Source organism: Klebsiella sp. CN_Kp073 (assembly GCF_040065495.2).
In the GTDB taxonomy this organism is placed as follows: domain Bacteria; phylum Pseudomonadota; class Gammaproteobacteria; order Enterobacterales; family Enterobacteriaceae; genus Klebsiella; species Klebsiella aerogenes.
Map to the genome: position 1 here is coordinate 492,626 of NZ_CM198051.1, position 19,172 is coordinate 511,797.

Sequence of the window (19,172 nt, forward strand, 5' to 3'; positions counted from 1 at the left end):
CCGTCATCTTTTTCGCCGCATGGCATTCCCCTGTGTCAGGCGGCAATAAACGAGTAGCGTAACGATGAGTTTGAACCTGGTAAGTGAACAATTACTGTCGGCAAATGGCCTGAATCATCAGGACCTGTTTGCCATTCTTGGCCAACTGGCTGAGCGCCGTCTCGATTACGGCGATCTTTATTTTCAGTCGAGCTATCACGAATCCTGGGTTCTGGAAGACAGCATCATTAAAGATGGGTCGTACAATATTGACCAGGGCGTAGGCGTCCGGGCGGTAAGCGGCGAGAAAACTGGTTTTGCCTATGCGGACCAAATCAGCAAACTGGCGCTTGAGCAGAGCGCGCAGGCGGCGCGTACTATCGTCCGCGACCATGGCGACGGCAAAGTGCAGACGCTCGGCGCGGTGGAGTACAGCTCTCTCTATACCAGCGTCGATCCGCTGCAGAGCATGAGCCGCGAAGAGAAACTGGATATTCTGCGCCGCGTCGATAAGGTGGCGCGTGCCGCCGATAAGCGCGTGCAGGAAGTTTCCGCCAGTCTGAGCGGCGTCTACGAGCTTATCCTGGTAGCGGCAACGGACGGGACGCTGGCCGCTGATGTCCGTCCGCTGGTTCGTCTCTCCGTGAGCGTGCTGGTGGAGGAAGACGGCAAACGCGAGCGCGGCGCCAGTGGCGGCGGAGGACGGTTTGGCTATGATTATTTCCTCGCGCCGCTGGATGGCGACGTACGGGCGGATGTCTGGGCGCGTGAAGCGGTACGTATGGCATTAGTCAATCTGTCCGCGGTTGCGGCGCCAGCCGGTATGCTGCCGGTGGTGCTTGGCGCGGGCTGGCCTGGCGTGCTGCTGCATGAAGCCGTCGGCCACGGCCTGGAAGGTGACTTTAACCGTCGCGGCACCTCGGTCTTCAGCGGTCACATGGGCGAATTAGTCGCCTCTGAACTGTGCACCGTCGTGGATGACGGCACCATGGCCGATCGCCGTGGTTCGGTCGCGATTGATGACGAAGGTACGCCGGGTCAATACAACGTGCTTATCGAAAACGGCGTCCTGAAAGGTTATATGCAGGATAAGCTCAACGCGCGTCTGATGGGCGTCGCGCCGACCGGTAATGGTCGCCGCGAATCTTATGCGCATCTGCCGATGCCGCGGATGACCAACACCTATATGCTGGCAGGGAAGTCGACGCCGCAGGAGATTATCGAATCGGTCGATTACGGTATCTATGCGCCGAACTTTGGCGGCGGTCAGGTGGACATTACCTCCGGTAAATTTGTCTTCTCGACCTCGGAAGCCTATCTGATTGAAAAAGGTAAAGTGACCAAGGCAGTCAAAGGCGCGACGCTAATCGGTTCCGGTATCGAAGCGATGCAGCAGATTTCTATGGTTGGTAACGACCTGAAGCTGGATAGCGGCGTTGGCGTGTGCGGTAAAGAAGGGCAGAGCGTGCCGGTCGGCGTCGGCCAGCCGACGCTGAAAGTCGACAACCTTACCGTTGGCGGCACCGCCTGATAACGGCTGGTCCCGGCGGCGCGGTGCCGCTGCCGGGATGTCAGTTAACGGGTCATCCCGCGCCCGTGCATTCCCTGATAGATCTTCGCCACCTCGACAAAATAATCCGTCAGATAGTTAATACATACCTGCACCTTCAGCGGTAGCTTATCTTTTTCGGTATATAGCGCATAGACCGGTCGCGGATCCGATTGATAGCTCGGCAGCAGGATCTCCAGTTCACCGCGGTTGATCTCGTCGATCGCCCACATCAGCGGAACGTAGGCCACGCCAACGCCGGCAGTCAGCCAGCGGATCAGCGTCATCGGGTCGTTGGTGACGAAGCGTCCTTGTGGGATCAGGCGCGTTGAGATCCCCTCCGGAGCGATAATTTCGAACTCATTATCTGGCCGTACGCTGTATTCCAGCCACGAGTGGCTGGCAAGATCCGCTGGTTTTTCCGGACATCCCGCGTGCTGAAGATAGCTTTTCGCCGCGCAGAGCACCATTGGCATTGAGCCTAACCGCCGCGAGAAGAGGCTGGAATCCTGCAATGCGCCGACGCGTATCACCACGTCGAGGCCGTCGGCAATCAGGTCCGGCGCGGGGATGCCGGTCACCAGATTAATCGATAAACCCGGATATTCTTTGAGCATTTCGGCGGTTATGCGCGCCAGCACATTCTGTGCCATAGTTGAAGAGCTACCGATGCGCAGCGTGCCGATAGGGGTATTGTTGAAGGCATACAGCTGTTCATGGACGTCCTGCGCTTCAAAGAGCATTCTTCGGCAGCCCTGGTAATAAATTTTACCCGCTTCTGTTAAGCCCAGGCTGCGGGTGCTGCGGTTGAGCAGCTTTACCTGAAGCTCGTCTTCCAGTTTAGCAACGGTCTGGCTGATAGATGAAACGCTCATCTGGAGCTGGCGTGCGGCGGCGGTGAAAGAGCCCAGCTCAACCACTTTGGCGAACACCGACATGCGTTTTAGTCGTTCCATTATTCACTCTGGCTTAAAAGTGATTTAGATCACATATTATAGATAAGGCTGCAATTGTTACGTTAATATATAGTTAGCTACATAATAAACGCATCACGCTACCACCTGTACGCTTCTTATCAAGGTCATCATGAGTCTGTTTCCTGTCATAGTGATTTTCGGCCTATCGTTTCCGCCGATCTTCTTTGAGCTGCTATTGTCGCTAGCCATCTTCTGGCTGGTGCACCGTTTGCTGGTTCCGACCGGTATTTATGATTTTGTCTGGCACCCTGCACTGTTTAATACTGCGCTGTATTGCTGTCTGTTTTATCTGATATCGCGCTTGTTCGTTTGAGGTCGATGTGAAAACACTAACAAGAAATATCCTGCGTACTGCCATCACTGTGATACTGGTTATTCTGGCGTTTATCGCTATTTTTCGCGCATGGGTGTACTACACCGCGTCGCCGTGGACGCGCGATGCGCGCTTTAGCGCCGATATCGTCGCCATCGCGCCGGACGTGTCGGGGCTCATTTCGCAAGTGAATGTCAAGGATAACCAACTGGTTAAGAAAGACCAGGTATTGTTCGTTATTGACCAACCTCGTTACCAAAAAGCGCTGGCGGAGGCGGAAGCCGACGTCTCTTATTACCAGACGCTGGCTCAGGAAAAACGCGTTGAAGCCGGGCGCCGTAACAGGCTCGGCGTGCAGGCCATGTCGCGCGAAGAGATTGACCAGGCCAACAACGTACTGCAAACCGTTGAGCATCAGCTGGCGAAAGCGGTGGCCAGCCGCGACTTAGCCAAGCTGGATCTTGAACGTACGGTTATCCGTGCGCCTGCTGATGGCTGGGTGACCAACCTGAACGTCTACTCCGGCGAATTCATCACCCGCGGTTCGACCGCGGTCGCTTTGGTGAAACAAAATACCTTCTACGTGATGGCCTATCTGGAAGAGACCAAGCTGGAAGGAGTGCGTCCAGGCTACCGCGCCGAAATCACCCCGCTCGGCAGTAGTAAGGTGATAAAAGGTACCGTCGACAGCGTTGCCGCGGGCGTAACCAACGCCAGCAGCAGCAGCGATGCGAAAGGCATGGCTTCCGTTGACTCCAACCTTGAGTGGGTACGTCTGGCGCAGCGCGTGCCGGTACGTATCCGTCTTGACCAGCAGCAGGGCAACCTCTGGCCGTCGGGCACCACTGCGACCGTTGTCATCACCGGCAAAGAAGATCGCGACGCCAGCCAGGCCAACTTCTTCCAGAAAGTCGCCATGCGCTTGCGTGAGTTTGGTTAATCGCCATGGGGACCTATACCATTGCTCCCCGGCATCTCCGCTTTGCCATTAAGCTTGCATGCGCGGTGGTGCTGGCGCTGTTCGTCGGCTTTCATTTTCAGCTTGAGACGCCGCGCTGGGCCGTATTGACCGCGGCTATTGTGACCGCCGGTCCGGCATTTGCCGCTGGCGGTGAGCCCTATTCCGGGGCGATTCGCTACCGCGGGATGTTGCGTATTGCCGGGACGTTTATCGGCTGTATTGCCGCGCTGGCGATCATCATCCTCATGATCCGCGCGCCGCTATTGATGATGCTGGTCTGCTGTCTCTGGGCCGGTTTCTGCACCTGGATCTCCTCGCTGGTGAAGGTCGAAAACTCCTACGCCTGGGGGCTGGCGGGTTATACGGCGCTGATTATCATCATCACCATTCATACCGACCCGATGCTGGCGCCGCAGTTTGCCGTCGAGCGCTGCAGCGAAATCGTCATCGGGATCGTCAGCGCCATCGTCGCTGACCTGCTATTTTCTCCGCGTTCTATCAAAAAAGAGATCGACCTCGAACTGGATAACCTGCTGCTGGATCAGTATCGCCTGATGCAGCTTTGTGTCGCCCATGGCGATAGCGAGGTGGTGGATAAAGCCTGGGGAGCGCTGGTGCGTCGTACTGCCGCGCTGGAGGGGATGCGCGGCAACCTGATCATGGAATCTTCGCGCTGGGCGAAGGTAAACCAGCGGCTAAAGGCGATCAACACGCTATCGCTGACGCTGATTACTCAGGCCTGCGAAACCTATCTGATCCAGAACTCTCGCCCGGAGATGGTGACTGACGACTACCGCGAGCTGTTTGCCGAGCCCGTAGAAACCGTACAGGATGTGCATCAACAGCTTAAGCGTATGCGCCGCTTCCTGACTTGGAAAGGTGAACACAATACGCCAGTTACGATTTATAGCTGGGTCGGCGCGGCGACGCGTTACCTGCTGCTGAAGCGCGGCGTGGTCGGCAATACCAAAATCAGCCGTATCGAAGATGAAGTCTTACGCGGCGAAACGGTGGTGAAGGTTGAGTCCGCCGAGCGTCACCACGCGATGGTCAATTTCTGGCGAACTTCTATTTCGTGTATTCTCGGCACCTTGTTCTGGTTGTGGACCGGCTGGACATCCGGTAGCGGGGCGATGGTTATGATTGCCGTGGTGACCGCGCTGGCGATGCGCCTGCCTAACCCGCGGATGGTGGCCTTAGACTTCCTCTATGGCACCCTTGCCGCTCTACCGCTCGGCGCGCTGTTCTTCCTTGTCGTCATGCCTGCGACGCAGCAGAGCATGCTGCTGCTGTGTATCAGCCTTGCCGCGATGGCGTTCTTTATCGGCATTGAGGTACAAAAGCGGCGGTTGGGATCGCTTGGGGCCCTGGCGAGCACCATCAATATTCTGGTGCTGGATAACCCGATGCAGTTCCAGTTTAGCCAGTTCCTCGATAGCGCCCTGGGGCAGATTGTCGGCTGTTTCCTCGCGCTGATGGTGATTCTGTTAGTGCGTGATAACTCGCAGGCCCGCACCGGACGGGTGCTATTGAACCAGTTCGTCTCGGCGGCGGTCTCTTCGCTGACCACGAATAGCGCCCGGCGTAAAGAGAACCATTTGCCGGCGCTGTATCAACAGCTATTTTTACTGCTGAACAAGTTTCCCGGCGATATCGCCCGCTTCCGGCTGGCGCTGACGCTGATTATTGCGCACCAGCGTCTACGCGATGCCCCGGTGCCGGTAAACGAGGATCTGTCGGCCTTCCACCGCCAGCTGCGGCGAACCGCCGATCACGTTATCTCCGCCGGCAGCGATGATAAGCGCCGCCGTTACTTTACCCGTCTGCTGGAAGAGCTTGATGTTTATCAGGAAAAACTCCTTCACTGGCAGGCGTCGCCCCAGGTCACTGAGCCGGTGCGACGGCTGGTCGATATGCTGAAGAAATATCAGCACGTGCTCACCAACAGCTAAGCTGCGAACCGACGCCCCGGCGTCGGTTTTTTTATCGCTATACTTATTTGGTGTAGAGGGACAGAGCTTAAGGGGCGCCGGGCAATGACTATTTATACCTTTGATTTTGATGAAATAGCTGAGCAACAGGATTTCTATCGCGAGTTTTCCCGCGCCTTCGCGCTACCGGATAAGCAGGTGGATAACCTCGACGCGCTGTGGAGCGCGGTGACGGGAGGGCGCTTACCGTTCCCGCTGGAGATTGAATTTGTTCATCTGGATGAAAAACAGCGTCGTCGCTTTGGTGCGTTAATTTTGCTGTTCGATGAAGCGGAAGAGGAGCTGGAAGGACTACTACGTTTCAATGCCCGTTGGGCATAAAAAAGCCCCCGGCAGGGCGGGGGCAAGTCGTCGGATAAGACGACGAGGGTTTATTTGTACAACTCAGCAGTCGCGTGCCAGCTGTCGCCGGTACGAGCTTCAATAATGCGGTAGCTGCTGGCGCCTTCTTTCTCGGCTTTAGCCGCCAGTTCCTGGCGCATATCCATTGGCGCGCTACCTACTTGAGATACAGAGATAGTGCCCATTGGTTGCAGATTTTGTGCTTGATCGGCGTTCACTTGCTGTACGGCTGCGCTTGCGCCGAAAGAGAGAACAGATGCCAGACCCAGGGATGCGATGATAATTGCGCTTTTCATAATCTTTACTCCAACCATTTGTGCAGCGGCGGGAGATTTCGTATGAACCCAGGCCGCTGAAGAGATACTGTTTCAGTTAATGACCGACAATCGTTAAAGCTTATTTATAAAGTTCAGCAGTGGCGTGCCAGTGGTCGCCGGTGCGAGCTTCGATAATGCGATAAGAAGAAGCACCTTCTTCTTGTGCTTTTTTGTTCAGCATTTCGTGCATATCCATCGGGGAAGAACCTACCGCGCCGATAGATACGGTGCCCAGTGACTGGCGGCTTTCCGCTTGAGTGCTGTTGATTGAATCAGCGGCGAAAGCGCCAAAGGACAGTACGGATAGCATGCTGAGTGCGGCTACAGTGGTTTTGATTTTCATGATGTTCACCTCGTCGAATTTTATTATTAGGGGGCTTTGTTTCGTGACCCTCATCACAAAATCAAGTATACACTAATCACCAAAAATATTAATACCATGCTAATTGTTTTCAGTGTAAATAATTTCCAAGAAATGTCGTTTTTATAACGTATAAGAATTAGAAATGTCATTCATGGGGTGAATGTCATGATTATTTATATTTAAATCAAATAGATATTGCGCTTTGATCTTTTGTGCGCTTTAGCCGTTATCATTCGGTAAAGGAATGTATAGAGGTGGAAAACCACACTAAATGTTAAAAAAATGCTGCTTTATTTGAAGGTTTGAGGGGGAGCGTTTTGCGGGGAAGAGCCCTCTGGCGGGAACCAGAGGGGGAGCGCTTAGAGTTCCTGTTCGAACAGGACCAGGATCGCGTCGTAGAGATCTTTAACGGAAAAACCGCGGGCAGGGGTGGTAAAGATAGTGTCATCCCCCGCGATACTACCCAGAATACCTTCGGCTTTACCTAAGGAATCCAGCAGGCGTGCGATCAGCTGCGCCGCGCCGGGGCTGGTGTGAATCACTACCACCGCATCGTTATAATCGATGTCCAGCACCAGGTTTTTCAGCGGGCTGGAGGTCGTCGGCACGCCGAGTTCGGCAGGCAAACAGTAGACCATTTCCATTTTGGCGTTACGCGTGCGAACGGCGCCAAACTTTGTCAGCATGCGGGAAACTTTCGATTGGTTGATGTTCTCGAAACCTTCTTCCTGCAGCGCCTGAACGATTTCGCCTTGCGAGCTGAATTTTTCTTCTTTAAGCAGCGATTTAAACGCTTTAACCAGTTCTTCTTGTTTTGCCGAACTACGCATAAGTCACCCAGATTATGGTGGTAAAAACAACATCATTATGCATACAAGTGCATTTTTATGCAAATAATCCGCAAGGGAATAGCGTAAATAATGTTATGAAAGGCGCATATTTTAGCAAATAACCCTGATGAGGAACATGCCTGCATCACAGCGGGTAAATTGCTGTAAAAGTGAAATAAATGTTATGAAATTGATATTGTTTTGCCGAGCGAGCTGGGTGTATTGTAACCAATAGTCGATCCGGTACTACGGCTTTGCTGGATGGCCAGTCTCAGGAAGAAAAATGCGAATTTGCTGCATCATTGCGCGTACCCCGCATTCTTCAGCCATAATTATTGTAATTGTTCATCTTGTGAATTAAGGTCCAGGCGACGGAATAACGAAAGACTATACCCGTCATACTTCGAGCTGCATGTGCGTTGGCTGCAATCGTTCACCCCAGTCACTTACTTCAGTAAGCTCCTGGGGATTCACGCTCTTGCCGCCTTCCTGCAACTCGAATTATTCAGGGTGTAAATTAACCATAATAAGGAGTTTAGGATGAAAGTTGCAGTCCTCGGCGCCGCTGGTGGCATCGGCCAGGCGCTTGCCCTACTACTTAAGACCCAACTGCCTTCAGGTTCAGAGCTCTCGTTGTACGACATCGCTCCGGTTACGCCGGGCGTGGCGGTAGATCTAAGTCATATTCCCACAGATGTAAAAATCAAAGGTTTCTCCGGTGAAGATGCAACCCCGGCGCTGGAAGGCGCTGATGTGGTGCTGATTTCCGCCGGCGTCGCGCGCAAGCCCGGCATGGATCGTTCCGACTTATTTAATGTTAACGCCGGTATCGTTAAAAATCTGGTGCAGCAGATCGCAAAAACCTGTCCGCAGGCCTGCATCGGTATTATCACCAACCCGGTAAATACCACCGTCGCTATCGCCGCCGAAGTGCTGAAAAAAGCCGGCGTGTACGATAAAAACAAACTGTTTGGCGTCACCACGCTCGACATTATTCGCTCTAATACTTTTGTCGCCGAGCTGAAAGGCAAGTCGGCAACCGAGGTTGAAGTTCCGGTCATTGGCGGCCACTCTGGCGTCACTATCCTGCCTTTACTGTCGCAGATTTCTGGCGTCAGCTTTAGCGAGCAGGAAGTCGCGGATCTCACCAAACGTATTCAAAACGCCGGGACGGAAGTCGTGGAAGCGAAAGCGGGCGGCGGGTCGGCGACGCTGTCGATGGGCCAGGCGGCTGCGCGTTTCGGGCTCTCACTGGTGCGTGCCATGCAGGGTGAAAAAGGCGTGGTTGAATGTGCCTACGTCGAAGGTGACGGCCAGTATGCCCGTTTCTTCTCGCAGCCGCTGCTGCTGGGCAAAAATGGCGTGGAAGAGCGTCAGTCTATCGGTAAACTCAGCGCTTTTGAACAGCAGGCGCTGGAAGGCATGCTGGATACGCTGAAGAAAGATATCGCCCTCGGCGAGGATTTCGTCAACAAGTAACATCTCCTTAGCAGAAAAGCCGGAACCGTCGTTCCGGCTTTTTTATCGCCTCATCTCCCTGCCGAATGCGCCGCCTGGCGGCTAAATCTGCTAAAATCCCCGCGTCTTAAGCCCCACGCAATGAGGACGTTGTGAAAAAGATCGAAAGAAAGCAGACCAGGGACCACATTACGCAAATCATTCGCTATCAAATTCTTTCCGGAGCGATAAAACCGGGAGATGAGCTGGCGCAGGAGAGTATTGCTGAGCAGCTAGGGCTTTCACGTATGCCGGTTAGAGAAGCGTTGCAGTCTCTTGAACAAGAGGGGTTTCTGGTGCGCTTGCCTAACCGTCATATGCAGGTATCAAAGCTGGTGCCCGATGATGTTAGCCATATTTTTCGCGTGATCGCGGTGATGGCTGCCGAATTGTTCACTCTCGTGCCGGCAAACCAGGGGGAATTGCTGCTCGGGCGCGCGCAAGCGCTGGCGCAGCCTGGCGACAAAACTCGCGAACTGGAATTTCATCAGTTGCTGATTTCTTATCTCGATAACCGCTATCTGGCGAAGGCGTATCAGCAATTTTTGGATGGATATATTTCTTATGTCATCCTGTATCTGAAAGACGATAGCCAGGAATCGGCACTGATACTACATGAACTGGCTGGAGCCATTAGCCGCGGCGATGTGGGCAATATTGCTCAGGCAACACAGCGTTATTTCCTCATGCTTGCGGAAATTATGCGTCAACATATGAAGGATTGGGAAAGTGCAGAAGCCTAAATTAGGGAAAATTAAGCTTCTTTCGGCGAAAGAGCAGGTCGCTGCGGTATTACGCAAAGCGATTCTTTCGCGGGATTTAGTGGAAGGGCAGGAGATAACTCTCGAAGGCATTGCCCGGATGGTCGGCGTTTCCAGCATGCCGGTGCGCGAAGCGTTTCAGATTTTAGCCGCCGATGGCCTGATTAAAGTCCGCCCTAATAAAGGCGCGGTGGTGTTGGGGATCAACGAACAGACGATTCGCGAGCATTATGAAATTCGCGCGCTGCTGGAAAGTGAGGCGGTGGCGAAAGCCTCCCGTCCCGGCACGGATATTTCGTCCATTGCCCGGGTACACGATGCGGCGGAAAAAGCGCTGGCCGATAATAACTTCACTGAATATTCCGACCTGAACCAGGCCTTCCATATGGAGATCTGGAACGCCGCGGGCAACGAAAAAATGAAGATGCTGCTCTGTAATATGTGGAACGGACTGTCGATGGGGCACAAGGTCACCGAAGCAGAATACGCCGCTATCTCCATTCGCGAACATAAGGAGATTTTACAGGCACTTGAACAGCATAATGAAGAACTGGCGCGTCAGCGCATGCGCGAGCATATTATTCGCTCAATGGAAAATATGCTCACGCGATACCTTCCCGAAACCTCTGTATAGCGCTAAAGCCTGTTGGTTTTAGTCGTATTCATCAACGCTATTAATCATCTCTTGTGACGATCTGCAGAGGATCTTGATGCAGATCGCACTGCGCGATCTTTGTTTAAAAACGCATTGACTTACTTTTTGCATGGGCATAATTTCTCCCTCGTCAATATTGGATACAATATCATATATCATTGATAGGGATAATTATAAATATGGAACCGATTACCATCACCTTATGTTTGCTGGTGTTCGCTATCGTCATGTTTGTCTGGGAGAAGGTGCCTTTGGCAGTGACTTCCATGGTGGTCTGCGTGGCGTTAGTGCTCACCGGCGTGTTGGATCTAAAACAAGCTTTTGCCGGTTTTATCGACTCCAACGTCATTCTTTTTGTCGCCATGTTTATCGTCGGCGGGGCGTTATTTGAAACCGGGATGGCCAATAAAGTCGGTGGGGTGATCACTCACTTCGCCAAAACCGAAAAACAGCTGATCTTCACCATCATGGTGGTCGTCGGCGTGATGTCGGGTTTTCTTTCCAACACCGGTACGGCGGCGGTATTGATCCCGGTAGTAATTGGCGTCGCGGCGAAATCGGGTTTTGCCCGCTCGCGTCTGCTGATGCCGCTGGTATTTGCCGCCGCGCTCGGCGGCAACCTGTCGCTGATTGGCGCGCCCGGCAACCTGATCGCGCAATCGGCGTTGCAGAATATCGGTAGCGGCTTTGGCTTCTTTGAGTATGCGAAAGTGGGTTTACCGATGCTGCTCTGCGGCATCCTCTATTTCCTGACTATCGGCTATAAATTTCTGCCTGCTACCGCTAATAGCGGTGAAGTCGGTAGCGTCGGCGAACAGCGTGATTACAGCCACGTTCCGCGCAGGAAACAGATCCTGTCGCTGGTGGTGCTGATCGCCACGATCCTCGGCATGATTTTTGAGAAACAGACCGGCATTAGCCTGACGGTGGCAGGCTGTATCGGTGCGTTGGTACTGGTGTTTACCGGCGTGCTGACGGAAAAGCAGGCCTATAAGGCGATTGATTCACAGACTATTTTCATTTTTGGCGGCACGCTGGCGCTGGCAAAAGCGCTGGAAATGACCGGTGCTGGCAAGCTGGTTGCCGATCATGTCATCGGCATGCTGGGCCAGAACTCTTCCCCGTTCATGTTGATGGTGGTGGTCTTTGCGCTGTCCGTCATCATGACCAATTTTATGTCCAATACCGCCACCGTCGCGCTACTGGTACCGGTGAGTTTGTCGATCGCGGCCGGAATGGGCGCCGATCCGAAAGCGGTTCTGATGGCGACCGTAATCGGCAGTTCCTGCGCCTACGCGACGCCGATCGGTATGCCCGCCAACATGATGGTGCTATCGGCAGGCGGCTATAAGTTTGTCGATTACGCCAAATCGGGCCTTCCTCTGATTATCGTTTCTACCATTGTCAGCCTCGTACTGCTGCCAATTCTTTTCCCTTTTCACCCGTAATTTACGGACGCTGTTCTGACTAAGGAGCCTTTATGAGCAAAAGCGAACAGATATCCCGAATGACCGATATTATGGCCAAATTCGTGGGATATACCGGCAAAGTATTGCCTGATGACGTCACTGCAAAACTGAAAGAATTGCATAAGAAAGAGACCAGCCAGCTGGCTGACGTCATCTTCACCACCATGATTGAAAACCAGCGTCTGGCGAAGGAGCTGGATCGTCCCTCCTGCCAGGACACCGGCGTCATTCAGTTTTTGGTTGAGTGCGGCGCTAATTTCCCGCTGATTGGCGAGCTGGAAGCGCTGCTGCGCGAATCGGTGATTAAAGCCACCGTGGATTCTCCGCTGCGTCACAACAGCGTTGAGACCTTTGACGAATACAACACCGGTAAAAACGTGGGTAAAGGTACGCCGACGGTATTCTGGGAGATTGTCCCTGATTCTGACCAGTGCAGTATTTACACCTATATGGCCGGCGGCGGCTGCTCGCTGCCGGGTAAAGCGATGGTGCTGATGCCGGGTGCTGGTTACGAAGGCGTAACCCGTTTCGTGCTGGATGTCATGACCAGCTATGGCCTGAACGCCTGTCCGCCGTTGTTGGTTGGCGTTGGCGTCGCGACTTCCGTTGAAACGGCGGCGCTGTTGTCGAAGAAAGCGCTGATGCGTCCGGTGGGATCGCGCAATGAGAATGAACGCGCCGCATCGTTGGAGAAAATGCTCGAAGACGGCATTAATAAAATTGGCCTTGGCCCGCAGGGGATGTCCGGCAATACCTCCGTGATGGGCGTCAATATCGAAAATACCGCACGCCATCCTTCCACCATTGGCGTGGCGGTCAACGTCGGCTGCTGGTCGCACCGCAAAGGACATATCGTTTTCGATAAAGATTTGAATTACACCATTACGTCTCACACAGGAGTGGCTTTCTGATGACTAAAAAAATACTTACTACGCCAATTAAAGATGAAGATTTAGCTGATATTAAAGCGGGCGATATTATTTATCTTAATGGTCATATTGTTACCTGTCGTGATGTTGCTCATCGTCGTTTAATTGAAGGCGGTCGCGAATTGCCGGTCAACGTTGCCGGCGGCGCGATATTACATGCCGGGCCAATTGTGCGGCCGATTAAAGGTACAGAAGATAAATTTGAAATGGTCTCTGTTGGACCAACCACCAGTATGCGTATGGAGAAATTTGAAAAAGAATTTATTGCTAAGACCGGTGTGAAACTCATTGTCGGTAAAGGCGGCATGGGCAAAGGTACCGAAGAAGGCTGCGCCGAACATAAAGCGCTGCACTGCGTATTCCCGGCCGGCTGCGCGGTGGTTGCCGCGGTCTGTGTGGAAGAAATTGAAGACGCCCAGTGGCGTGATTTAGGTATGCCGGAAACCTTATGGGTTTGCCGGGTAAAAGAATTCGGCCCACTTATTGTGTCGATCGATACCCATGGAAATAACCTGTTTGAGCAGAATAAAGTGATATTTAATCAGCGCAAAGAGATTGTCGCTGATGAGATCTGTCAGCACGTAAGTTTTATTAAATAACTCCTGGCTAAATATATTGCGCAGTAGTGGCGAGAATTAAATTCCGCGATAAAGAGGCTTCTGACCATGTGGTCTGGGGAAATCCACTCTGCTATCGCGGGTTCATTACGCCATTATTGCGCCCCTCCAAAGGCTATTTTATGACTGATGCTGCGCTGTTAGGCGAGGGCTTCACCCTGATGTTTCTTGGCATGGGCTTCGTGCTGGCGTTCCTGCTGCTGCTCATTTTCGCCATCCGGGGGATGTCTCTCGCCGTTACCCGTCTGTTCCCTGAGCCGCCTGCCGCGTCCAAAGCGGCGCCGGCCGCCGTCGCGCCCGCCGACGACTTCGCCCGCTTAAAACCGGCGATTGTCGCCGCCATTCACCACCATCGCCGCCTTAATCCTTAATTCACGGAGGAATTCATGACCGTTGCCATTACCGATGTCGTCCTGCGCGACGCCCACCAGTCCCTGTTCGCCACCCGTCTGCGCCTTGACGATATGCTCCCCGTCGCCGCTCAGCTGGATGACGTCGGCTACCGCTCGCTGGAATGCTGGGGCGGCGCCACCTTTGACGCCTGCATCCGCTTCCTCGGCGAGGACCCGTGGGTCCGCCTGCGCGAACTGAAAAAGGCGATGCCGAAAACCCCGCTGCAGATGCTGCTCCGCGGCCAGAACCTGCTCGGCTACCGCCACTACGCCGACGACGTGGTGGAGCGCTTTGTCGAGCGCGCCGTCAAAAACGGCATGGACGTGTTCCGCGTTTTCGATGCCATGAACGACCCGCGCAACATGAAAGCCGCCCTGCAGGCGGTGCGCAGCCACGGCGCCCACGCCCAGGGCACACTCAGCTACACCACCAGCCCGGCACACACCCTGCAGACCTGGCTCGACCTCACCGAACAGCTGCTGGAGACCGGCGTCGACTCCATCGCCATCAAGGACATGTCCGGTATCCTCACCCCGCATGCCGCCTTTGAGCTGGTCAGCGAAATCAAAAAACGCTTTGCCGTCACCCTGCACCTGCACTGCCACGCCACCACCGGCATGGCGGAGATGGCGCTGCTGAAGGCTATTGAAGCCGGCGTCGACGGCGTCGATACCGCCATCTCCTCGATGAGCGCCACCTACGGCCACCCGGCCACCGAAGCGCTGGTGGCCACCCTCGCCGGGACCCGCTACGACACCGGCCTCGATATCCACAAACTGGAGAGCATCGCCGCGTACTTCCGCGAGGTGCGCAAAAAATACCACGCCTTCGAAGGCCAGCTGAAAGGCACCGACAGCCGTATCCTGGTCGCCCAGGTGCCGGGCGGGATGCTCACCAACCTTGAGGGCCAGCTTAAACAGCAGAGCGCCGCCCACCGTCTGGATGAGGTGCTGGCGGAAATCCCCCGTGTGCGCGAGGACCTCGGCTTCATCCCGCTGGTGACCCCGACCTCGCAGATTGTCGGCACCCAGGCGGTGCTTAACGTGCTGGGCGGCGAGCGCTACAAAACCATCGCGAAAGAGACCGCCGGTATCCTGAAAGGCGAATACGGCCACACCCCGGCGCCGGTTAACGCCGCCCTGCAGGCGCGGGTGCTCGACGGCGCCGACGCCGTCACCTGCCGCCCGGCGGACCTGCTGAAGCCGGAGCTGGCGGAGCTTGAAGCCGACGTGAAACGCCAGGCGCAGGAGAAGGGCATCACGCTTGCCGAAAACGCCATCGACGACGTGCTCACCGTGGCGCTGTTCCCGCAAATCGGCCTGAAGTTCCTCGAAAACCGCCACAACCCGGCGGCCTTTGAGCCCGTGCCGCAGGTGGAAGAAGCAAAATCTGCCGCGCCGGCAAAAGCCGCCGCCTCCGGCGTCTACACCGTGGAAGTGGAAGGCAAAGCCTTCGTGGTCAAAGTCAGCGACGGCGGCGACGTCAGCCAGCTGACGGCGGCCACTCCGTCTTCCGCACCGGTTCAGGCAGCCGCCCCGGCCCCGGCAGGCACCGGCACCCCGGTGACCGCGCCGCTGGCGGGCACCATCTGGAAGGTGCTGGCCAGCGAAGGCCAGGCGGTGGCGGAAGGCGAGGTGCTGCTGATTCTGGAAGCCATGAAGATGGAAACCGAAATCCGCGCCGCGCAGGCCGGTACCGTACGCGGTATCGCGGTGAAATCCGGCGATGCGGTGGCGGTCGGCGACACCCTGCTGCAGCTGGCGTAAGGACGAGGAGCGCAAATGGAAAGTCTGAACGCCCTGATTCAGGGCATGGGGCTGATGCACCTGGGGGCCGGCCAGGCGGTAATGCTGCTGGTCAGCCTGCTGCTGCTGTGGCTGGCGATTGCGAAAAAGTTCGAGCCGTTACTGCTGCTGCCGATTGGCTTCGGCGGCCTGCTCTCCAATATCCCGGAGGCCGGGCTGGCGCTGAGCGCGCTGGAAAACCTGCTGGCCCACCACGACCCGGTCCAGCTGGCGGTGATTGCCGCGAAGCTCAACTGCGCGCCGGACGTCCACGCCATCAAGGAGGCGCTGGCGCTGGCCCTGCCGTCGGTGCAGGGGCAGATGGAGACGCTGGCGGTGGACATGGGCTACTCCTCCGGGGTGCTGGCCATCTTCTATAAGGTGGCGATTGGCTCGGGTATCGCGCCGCTGGTGATCTTTATGGGCGTCGGGGCGATGACCGATTTCGGCCCGCTGCTGGCCAACCCGCGCACCCTGCTGCTGGGGGCGGCGGCGCAGTTCGGGATCTTCGCCACCGTGCTCGGGGCGCTGACGCTGAACTACTTCGGCTTCATCTCCTTCACCCTGCCGCAGGCGGCGGCCATCGGCATCATCGGCGGCGCCGACGGCCCGACGGCCATCTACCTGTCGAGCAAGCTGGCGCCGGAGCTGCTGGGGGCCATCGCGGTGGCCGCCTACTCCTACATGGCGCTGGTACCGCTGATCCAGCCGCCGATCATGAAGGCGCTGACCAGCGACAAAGAGCGGAAGATCCGCATGGTGCAGCTGCGTACGGTGAGCAAACGCGAGAAGATCCTCTTCCCGGCGGTGCTGTTGCTGCTGGTGGCGCTGCTGCTGCTGCCGGACGCCGCGCCGCTGCTGGGGATGTTCTGCTTCGGCAACCTGATGCGCGAAAGCGGGGTGGTGGATCGTCTGAGCGATACGGTGCAGAACGCGCTGATCAATATCGTCACCATCTTCCTCGGGCTGTCGGTGGGGGCCAAGCTGGTGGCGGACAAGTTCCTGCAGCCGCAGACGCTGGGGATCCTGCTGCTGGGCGTGATCGCCTTCTGCGTGGGCACCGCCGCCGGGGTGATCATGGCGAAGCTGATGAACGTGTTCAGTAAGCACAAGATCAACCCGCTGATTGGTTCCGCCGGGGTATCGGCGGTGCCGATGGCGGCGAGGGTGTCCAACAAGGTGGGTCTGGAAGCGGACGGGCAGAACTTCCTGCTGATGCACGCGATGGGCCCGAACGTGGCCGGGGTGATCGGCTCGGCGATCGCCGCCGGGGTGATGCTCAAGTACGTGCTGGCGATGTAGGCCGGCATCCTTCCCGGATGGCGGCTTACGCCTTATCCGGGCTACCGGTCCGCTCCGGTTTGTAGCCCCGGTAAGCGCAGCGCCACCGGGGAGAGGTTCCCGGATAGCGGCTGGCGCCTTATCCGGGCGACCGGTCCGCTCCGGTTTGTAACCCCGGTAAGCGCAGCGCCACCGGGGAGAGGTTCCCGGATGGCGGCTGGCGCCTTATCCGGGCGACCGGTGACCCCGTAGCCCGGCCGGGCGCCGCGCGAGCCGGGAATTTTCCCTGAGGAGGCTTTGATGAATGAAACGCTAGTATTACATCCTGCCAGCCGGTCGTCGGCAAAAGAGGGGGTCGTGGATGACGCCCTGGCGTCGCTGGAGGAGCTTGAACAACTGCATCCGGCGCTGAATCTGCTGGCGCACCCGCCGGTCGGCCGTGGCAGCCATGATTTCTTTGTCTGTTGTTATGACGCCGGTGTACAGCATGCGCAGAGCGGGGAGGCTGAAACGGTAGCGGCGTTGCTTGATTCGCTGACGCAGGAGCGGCAAAGGAGCGGCCTGCTTTGCGCCGCTGCCGGGTATCTGGATGCGCTGCGCCAGCCGCTGACGCATAATCGTTTATGCGATCTGGCCGGAAAGATGTGCGCCAGCGTGGCGCAGGCTGATAGTGAATCATGCAGCGGTTTCTACACCGTACGCAGTATCTCGCTGCCGGTGTATCGACGATTGCTGCGGGACAACCATGCGCACAGCGTTTGTTTACAGCAGTCGCTGCTGCATTTGCTGGCCTGGAGGAGTGAATCGCCGTGGGCGCGGCAGCAGGCGCAACGGCTGCTGTGGCAGGGCGGGGTTCTCGGCGAGAGAGGGGAGTTCGCGTTACTGACGCTGGATGATGAACTGCGGGAGCGGCAGATCCGCTGGCCATCGTTGTGGTCGTTACTGGCGGTGACCGGGTTTCTGGCCAGATTCCCGGCCGGACCGCTGTTTGCCGATTAATCGCGCTCCCGGTAAAGGAGCGCTAAGCGTTAATTTGTCGCCGGGTATTCCTGTACCGCCACGTGCAGGGTGATTTTCTTATCATCGCGCATGATGACCACCGGGATTTCTGAACCCGGGCGAATTTCCGCAACCTGGTCCATGGTTTCCAGCGCCGAAACTGCTGGTTTATCATTCACCGAGATGATCACGTCATTGGCGCGGATCCCAGCCTGCGCCGCCGGGCCATCCGGGGCGACGTCATTCACGACGATCCCCTGGATCTGATCCATGCCGCCGCTCTGCGCATGCATTGGCGCGATCTCGCGGCCGCTGATCCCGATGTAACCGCGGATCACCCGACCGTCGCGGATCAGTTTATCCATGATCTTGGTCGCCAGCTGGAACGGGATGGCAAAGCCGATCCCTTCCGGCGTTTCGCCGTCATTGCTCTTATCAAACGACAGGGTGTTAATACCCATCAATTCACCCAGCGAGTTGACCAGCGCGCCGCCGGAGTTGCCGTGGTTGATAGAGGCATCGGTTTGCAGGAAATTCTGCCGCCCGGTAGGGTTCAGGCCGATACGACCGGTCGCGCTGATGATGCCCTGGGTGATGGTTTGTCCGAGGTTATATGGGTTGCCTATCGCCAGTACTACATCGCCGATATGCGGAACGCGTTTCGGGTTAATCGGGATGACCGGCAGGCCGCCGCTGGCGTTTATTTTGAGCACCGCCAGGTCGGTCAGGGTATCGGAACCGACTAACAGGGCTTCGAATACCCGTCCATCCTGCAGCGCAATGATTATCTGGTCAGCATCGTTGATGACGTGCTTGTTGGTGAGGATATATCCGCGTTGGTCCATGATAACGCCGGAGCCAAGCGTCAGCTGGTTATGGCTGGTGCTGTTCAGCGCGCGGTTATAGACGTTGACCACCGCCGGCGCGGCGCGTCTTACCGCAGCATTATAGCTGGCGGGCGATTCGTCAGCGGTATCGCTCGGCGTCGCCGATGAGAGCTGCCACTGGCGCAGCGAAGGCATCGCCGCCAGCAGGATGCCGCCGACGATTAAACCGATAAGGACTGAACGTAAAAGCTTTCCTGGCATGATGCGAATATCGTTAATTAATGGGCAGGCGCAGCATAGCATGACTTATCCGGACATCGCACGACGCGCGATGTCC

20 protein-coding genes are annotated in these 19,172 nt (G+C 56.2%); 15 read left to right on the plus strand and 5 right to left on the minus strand.

The window, feature by feature from the left end; all coding sequences use genetic code 11:
* Positions 1–64 precede the first annotated feature (64 nt).
* Complete coding sequence (gene tldD, locus ABLV66_RS02435; protein ID WP_015369467.1) at positions 65–1,510, plus strand: metalloprotease TldD; 1,446 nt, start codon at positions 65–67, stop codon at positions 1,508–1,510.
* Between the two features lie 44 nt (positions 1,511–1,554).
* Here the strand turns inward: tldD and aaeR are convergent, their stop codons facing one another.
* On the minus strand, positions 1,555–2,484 hold the full coding sequence (gene aaeR / locus ABLV66_RS02440) for an HTH-type transcriptional activator AaeR (protein ID WP_015703623.1): 930 nt from the start codon (positions 2,482–2,484) through the stop codon (positions 1,555–1,557).
* Positions 2,485–2,614: 130 nt separating this feature from the next.
* Here aaeR and aaeX point away from each other — a divergent pair, with 130 nt between their 5' ends.
* The 4 genes from aaeX to ABLV66_RS02460 all read left to right on the plus strand — a co-directional run bounded on the left by aaeX (position 2,615) and on the right by ABLV66_RS02460 (position 6,091).
* Complete coding sequence (gene aaeX / locus ABLV66_RS02445) at positions 2,615–2,818, plus strand: p-hydroxybenzoic acid efflux pump operon protein AaeX (protein ID WP_002918640.1); 204 nt, start codon at positions 2,615–2,617, stop codon at positions 2,816–2,818.
* A gap of 7 nt (positions 2,819–2,825) precedes the next feature.
* Positions 2,826–3,758 carry a p-hydroxybenzoic acid efflux pump subunit AaeA gene (aaeA, locus tag ABLV66_RS02450; RefSeq protein WP_045397228.1) on the plus strand — a complete coding sequence of 311 codons (933 nt, stop codon included), beginning with the start codon at positions 2,826–2,828 and terminating at the stop codon, positions 3,756–3,758.
* Positions 3,759–3,763: 5 nt separating this feature from the next.
* The gene (gene aaeB, locus ABLV66_RS02455; RefSeq protein ID WP_047047143.1) at positions 3,764–5,731 is read left to right on the plus strand and encodes a p-hydroxybenzoic acid efflux pump subunit AaeB; all 1,968 of its coding nucleotides are present in this window, start codon (positions 3,764–3,766) and stop codon (positions 5,729–5,731) included.
* Between the two features lie 84 nt (positions 5,732–5,815).
* Complete coding sequence (locus ABLV66_RS02460; protein WP_045380213.1) at positions 5,816–6,091, plus strand: barstar family protein; 276 nt, start codon at positions 5,816–5,818, stop codon at positions 6,089–6,091.
* 50 nt (positions 6,092–6,141) lie between these two features.
* On the opposite strand, the gene yhcN-B is transcribed toward ABLV66_RS02460, so the two are convergent.
* The 3 genes from yhcN-B to argR all read right to left on the minus strand — a co-directional run bounded on the left by yhcN-B (position 6,142) and on the right by argR (position 7,623).
* Positions 6,142–6,408, minus strand: coding sequence for a DUF1471 family stress response protein YhcN-B (gene yhcN-B / locus ABLV66_RS02465; protein ID WP_015369472.1), 267 nt, complete (start codon positions 6,406–6,408; stop codon positions 6,142–6,144).
* 100 nt (positions 6,409–6,508) lie between these two features.
* The gene (gene yhcN, locus ABLV66_RS02470) at positions 6,509–6,772 is read right to left on the minus strand and encodes a peroxide/acid stress response protein YhcN (protein WP_015369473.1); all 264 of its coding nucleotides are present in this window, start codon (positions 6,770–6,772) and stop codon (positions 6,509–6,511) included.
* 380 nt (positions 6,773–7,152) lie between these two features.
* Complete coding sequence (gene argR, locus ABLV66_RS02475; RefSeq protein WP_015369474.1) at positions 7,153–7,623, minus strand: transcriptional regulator ArgR; 471 nt, start codon at positions 7,621–7,623, stop codon at positions 7,153–7,155.
* Positions 7,624–8,163: 540 nt separating this feature from the next.
* On the opposite strand from argR, the gene mdh reads away from it, so the two are divergent.
* The 10 genes from mdh (at position 8,164) to ABLV66_RS02525 (ending at position 18,008) form a co-directional block, all read left to right on the plus strand.
* Complete coding sequence (mdh, locus tag ABLV66_RS02480) at positions 8,164–9,102, plus strand: malate dehydrogenase (protein WP_045397222.1); 939 nt, start codon at positions 8,164–8,166, stop codon at positions 9,100–9,102.
* A 131-nt stretch (positions 9,103–9,233) separates the two neighbouring features.
* A complete protein-coding gene (locus tag ABLV66_RS02485) occupies positions 9,234–9,863 on the plus strand; it encodes a GntR family transcriptional regulator (RefSeq protein ID WP_047047146.1) in 630 nt (209 codons plus the stop codon).
* A complete protein-coding gene (locus ABLV66_RS02490; protein WP_045397216.1) occupies positions 9,850–10,515 on the plus strand; it encodes a GntR family transcriptional regulator in 666 nt (221 codons plus the stop codon). The genes ABLV66_RS02485 and ABLV66_RS02490 overlap by 14 nt, the downstream gene beginning before the upstream one ends.
* A 200-nt stretch (positions 10,516–10,715) precedes the next feature.
* A complete protein-coding gene (locus tag ABLV66_RS02495; RefSeq protein WP_047047149.1) occupies positions 10,716–11,984 on the plus strand; it encodes an SLC13 family permease in 1,269 nt (422 codons plus the stop codon).
* 32 nt (positions 11,985–12,016) lie between these two features.
* Positions 12,017–12,916: a L(+)-tartrate dehydratase subunit alpha gene (ttdA, locus tag ABLV66_RS02500; protein ID WP_045397212.1), complete on the plus strand. Its 900-nt coding sequence runs from the start codon at positions 12,017–12,019 to the stop codon at positions 12,914–12,916.
* Positions 12,916–13,533, plus strand: a complete 618-nt coding sequence (gene ttdB, locus ABLV66_RS02505; protein WP_015703618.1) for a L(+)-tartrate dehydratase subunit beta — start codon at positions 12,916–12,918, stop codon at positions 13,531–13,533. Before ttdA ends, ttdB begins: the two co-directional genes overlap by 1 nt.
* A 140-nt stretch (positions 13,534–13,673) precedes the next feature.
* Positions 13,674–13,922: an oxaloacetate decarboxylase subunit gamma gene (locus tag ABLV66_RS02510; protein ID WP_045398376.1), complete on the plus strand. Its 249-nt coding sequence runs from the start codon at positions 13,674–13,676 to the stop codon at positions 13,920–13,922.
* Positions 13,923–13,937: 15 nt separating this feature from the next.
* Positions 13,938–15,710: a sodium-extruding oxaloacetate decarboxylase subunit alpha gene (oadA, locus tag ABLV66_RS02515; RefSeq protein WP_165430612.1), complete on the plus strand. Its 1,773-nt coding sequence runs from the start codon at positions 13,938–13,940 to the stop codon at positions 15,708–15,710.
* Between the two features lie 15 nt (positions 15,711–15,725).
* Positions 15,726–17,030 (plus strand): oxaloacetate decarboxylase subunit beta, encoded by a 1,305-nt coding sequence (locus tag ABLV66_RS02520; protein WP_512173810.1) that lies wholly within the window; start codon positions 15,726–15,728, stop codon positions 17,028–17,030.
* Positions 17,031–17,309: 279 nt separating this feature from the next.
* The gene (locus ABLV66_RS02525) at positions 17,310–18,008 is read left to right on the plus strand and encodes a hypothetical protein (RefSeq protein ID WP_348876258.1); all 699 of its coding nucleotides are present in this window, start codon (positions 17,310–17,312) and stop codon (positions 18,006–18,008) included.
* A 29-nt stretch (positions 18,009–18,037) separates the two neighbouring features.
* Here the strand turns inward: ABLV66_RS02525 and degS are convergent, their stop codons facing one another.
* The gene (gene degS / locus ABLV66_RS02530; RefSeq protein WP_015703614.1) at positions 18,038–19,096 is read right to left on the minus strand and encodes an outer membrane-stress sensor serine endopeptidase DegS; all 1,059 of its coding nucleotides are present in this window, start codon (positions 19,094–19,096) and stop codon (positions 18,038–18,040) included.
* Between the last annotated feature and the right edge of the window lie 76 nt (positions 19,097–19,172).

Coding starts and splice junctions, on each gene's coding strand:
- tldD (WP_015369467.1), top strand. CDS start 65: ATGAGTTTGAACCTGGTAAGTGAACAATTACTGTCGGCAAATGGCCTG.
- ABLV66_RS02525 (WP_348876258.1), top strand. CDS start 17,310: ATGAATGAAACGCTAGTATTACATCCTGCCAGCCGGTCGTCGGCAAAA.
- yhcN (WP_015369473.1), bottom strand. CDS start 6,772: ATGAAAATCAAAACCACTGTAGCCGCACTCAGCATGCTATCCGTACTG.
- ttdA (WP_045397212.1), top strand. CDS start 12,017: ATGAGCAAAAGCGAACAGATATCCCGAATGACCGATATTATGGCCAAA.
- ABLV66_RS02495 (WP_047047149.1), top strand. CDS start 10,716: ATGGAACCGATTACCATCACCTTATGTTTGCTGGTGTTCGCTATCGTC.
- aaeR (WP_015703623.1), bottom strand. CDS start 2,484: ATGGAACGACTAAAACGCATGTCGGTGTTCGCCAAAGTGGTTGAGCTG.
- oadA (WP_165430612.1), top strand. CDS start 13,938: ATGACCGTTGCCATTACCGATGTCGTCCTGCGCGACGCCCACCAGTCC.
- ABLV66_RS02510 (WP_045398376.1), top strand. CDS start 13,674: ATGACTGATGCTGCGCTGTTAGGCGAGGGCTTCACCCTGATGTTTCTT.
- yhcN-B (WP_015369472.1), bottom strand. CDS start 6,408: ATGAAAAGCGCAATTATCATCGCATCCCTGGGTCTGGCATCTGTTCTC.
- aaeX (WP_002918640.1), top strand. CDS start 2,615: ATGAGTCTGTTTCCTGTCATAGTGATTTTCGGCCTATCGTTTCCGCCG.
- degS (WP_015703614.1), bottom strand. CDS start 19,096: ATGCCAGGAAAGCTTTTACGTTCAGTCCTTATCGGTTTAATCGTCGGC.
- aaeB (WP_047047143.1), top strand. CDS start 3,764: ATGGGGACCTATACCATTGCTCCCCGGCATCTCCGCTTTGCCATTAAG.
- ABLV66_RS02460 (WP_045380213.1), top strand. CDS start 5,816: ATGACTATTTATACCTTTGATTTTGATGAAATAGCTGAGCAACAGGAT.
- mdh (WP_045397222.1), top strand. CDS start 8,164: ATGAAAGTTGCAGTCCTCGGCGCCGCTGGTGGCATCGGCCAGGCGCTT.
- ttdB (WP_015703618.1), top strand. CDS start 12,916: ATGACTAAAAAAATACTTACTACGCCAATTAAAGATGAAGATTTAGCT.
- argR (WP_015369474.1), bottom strand. CDS start 7,623: ATGCGTAGTTCGGCAAAACAAGAAGAACTGGTTAAAGCGTTTAAATCG.
- ABLV66_RS02520 (WP_512173810.1), top strand. CDS start 15,726: ATGGAAAGTCTGAACGCCCTGATTCAGGGCATGGGGCTGATGCACCTG.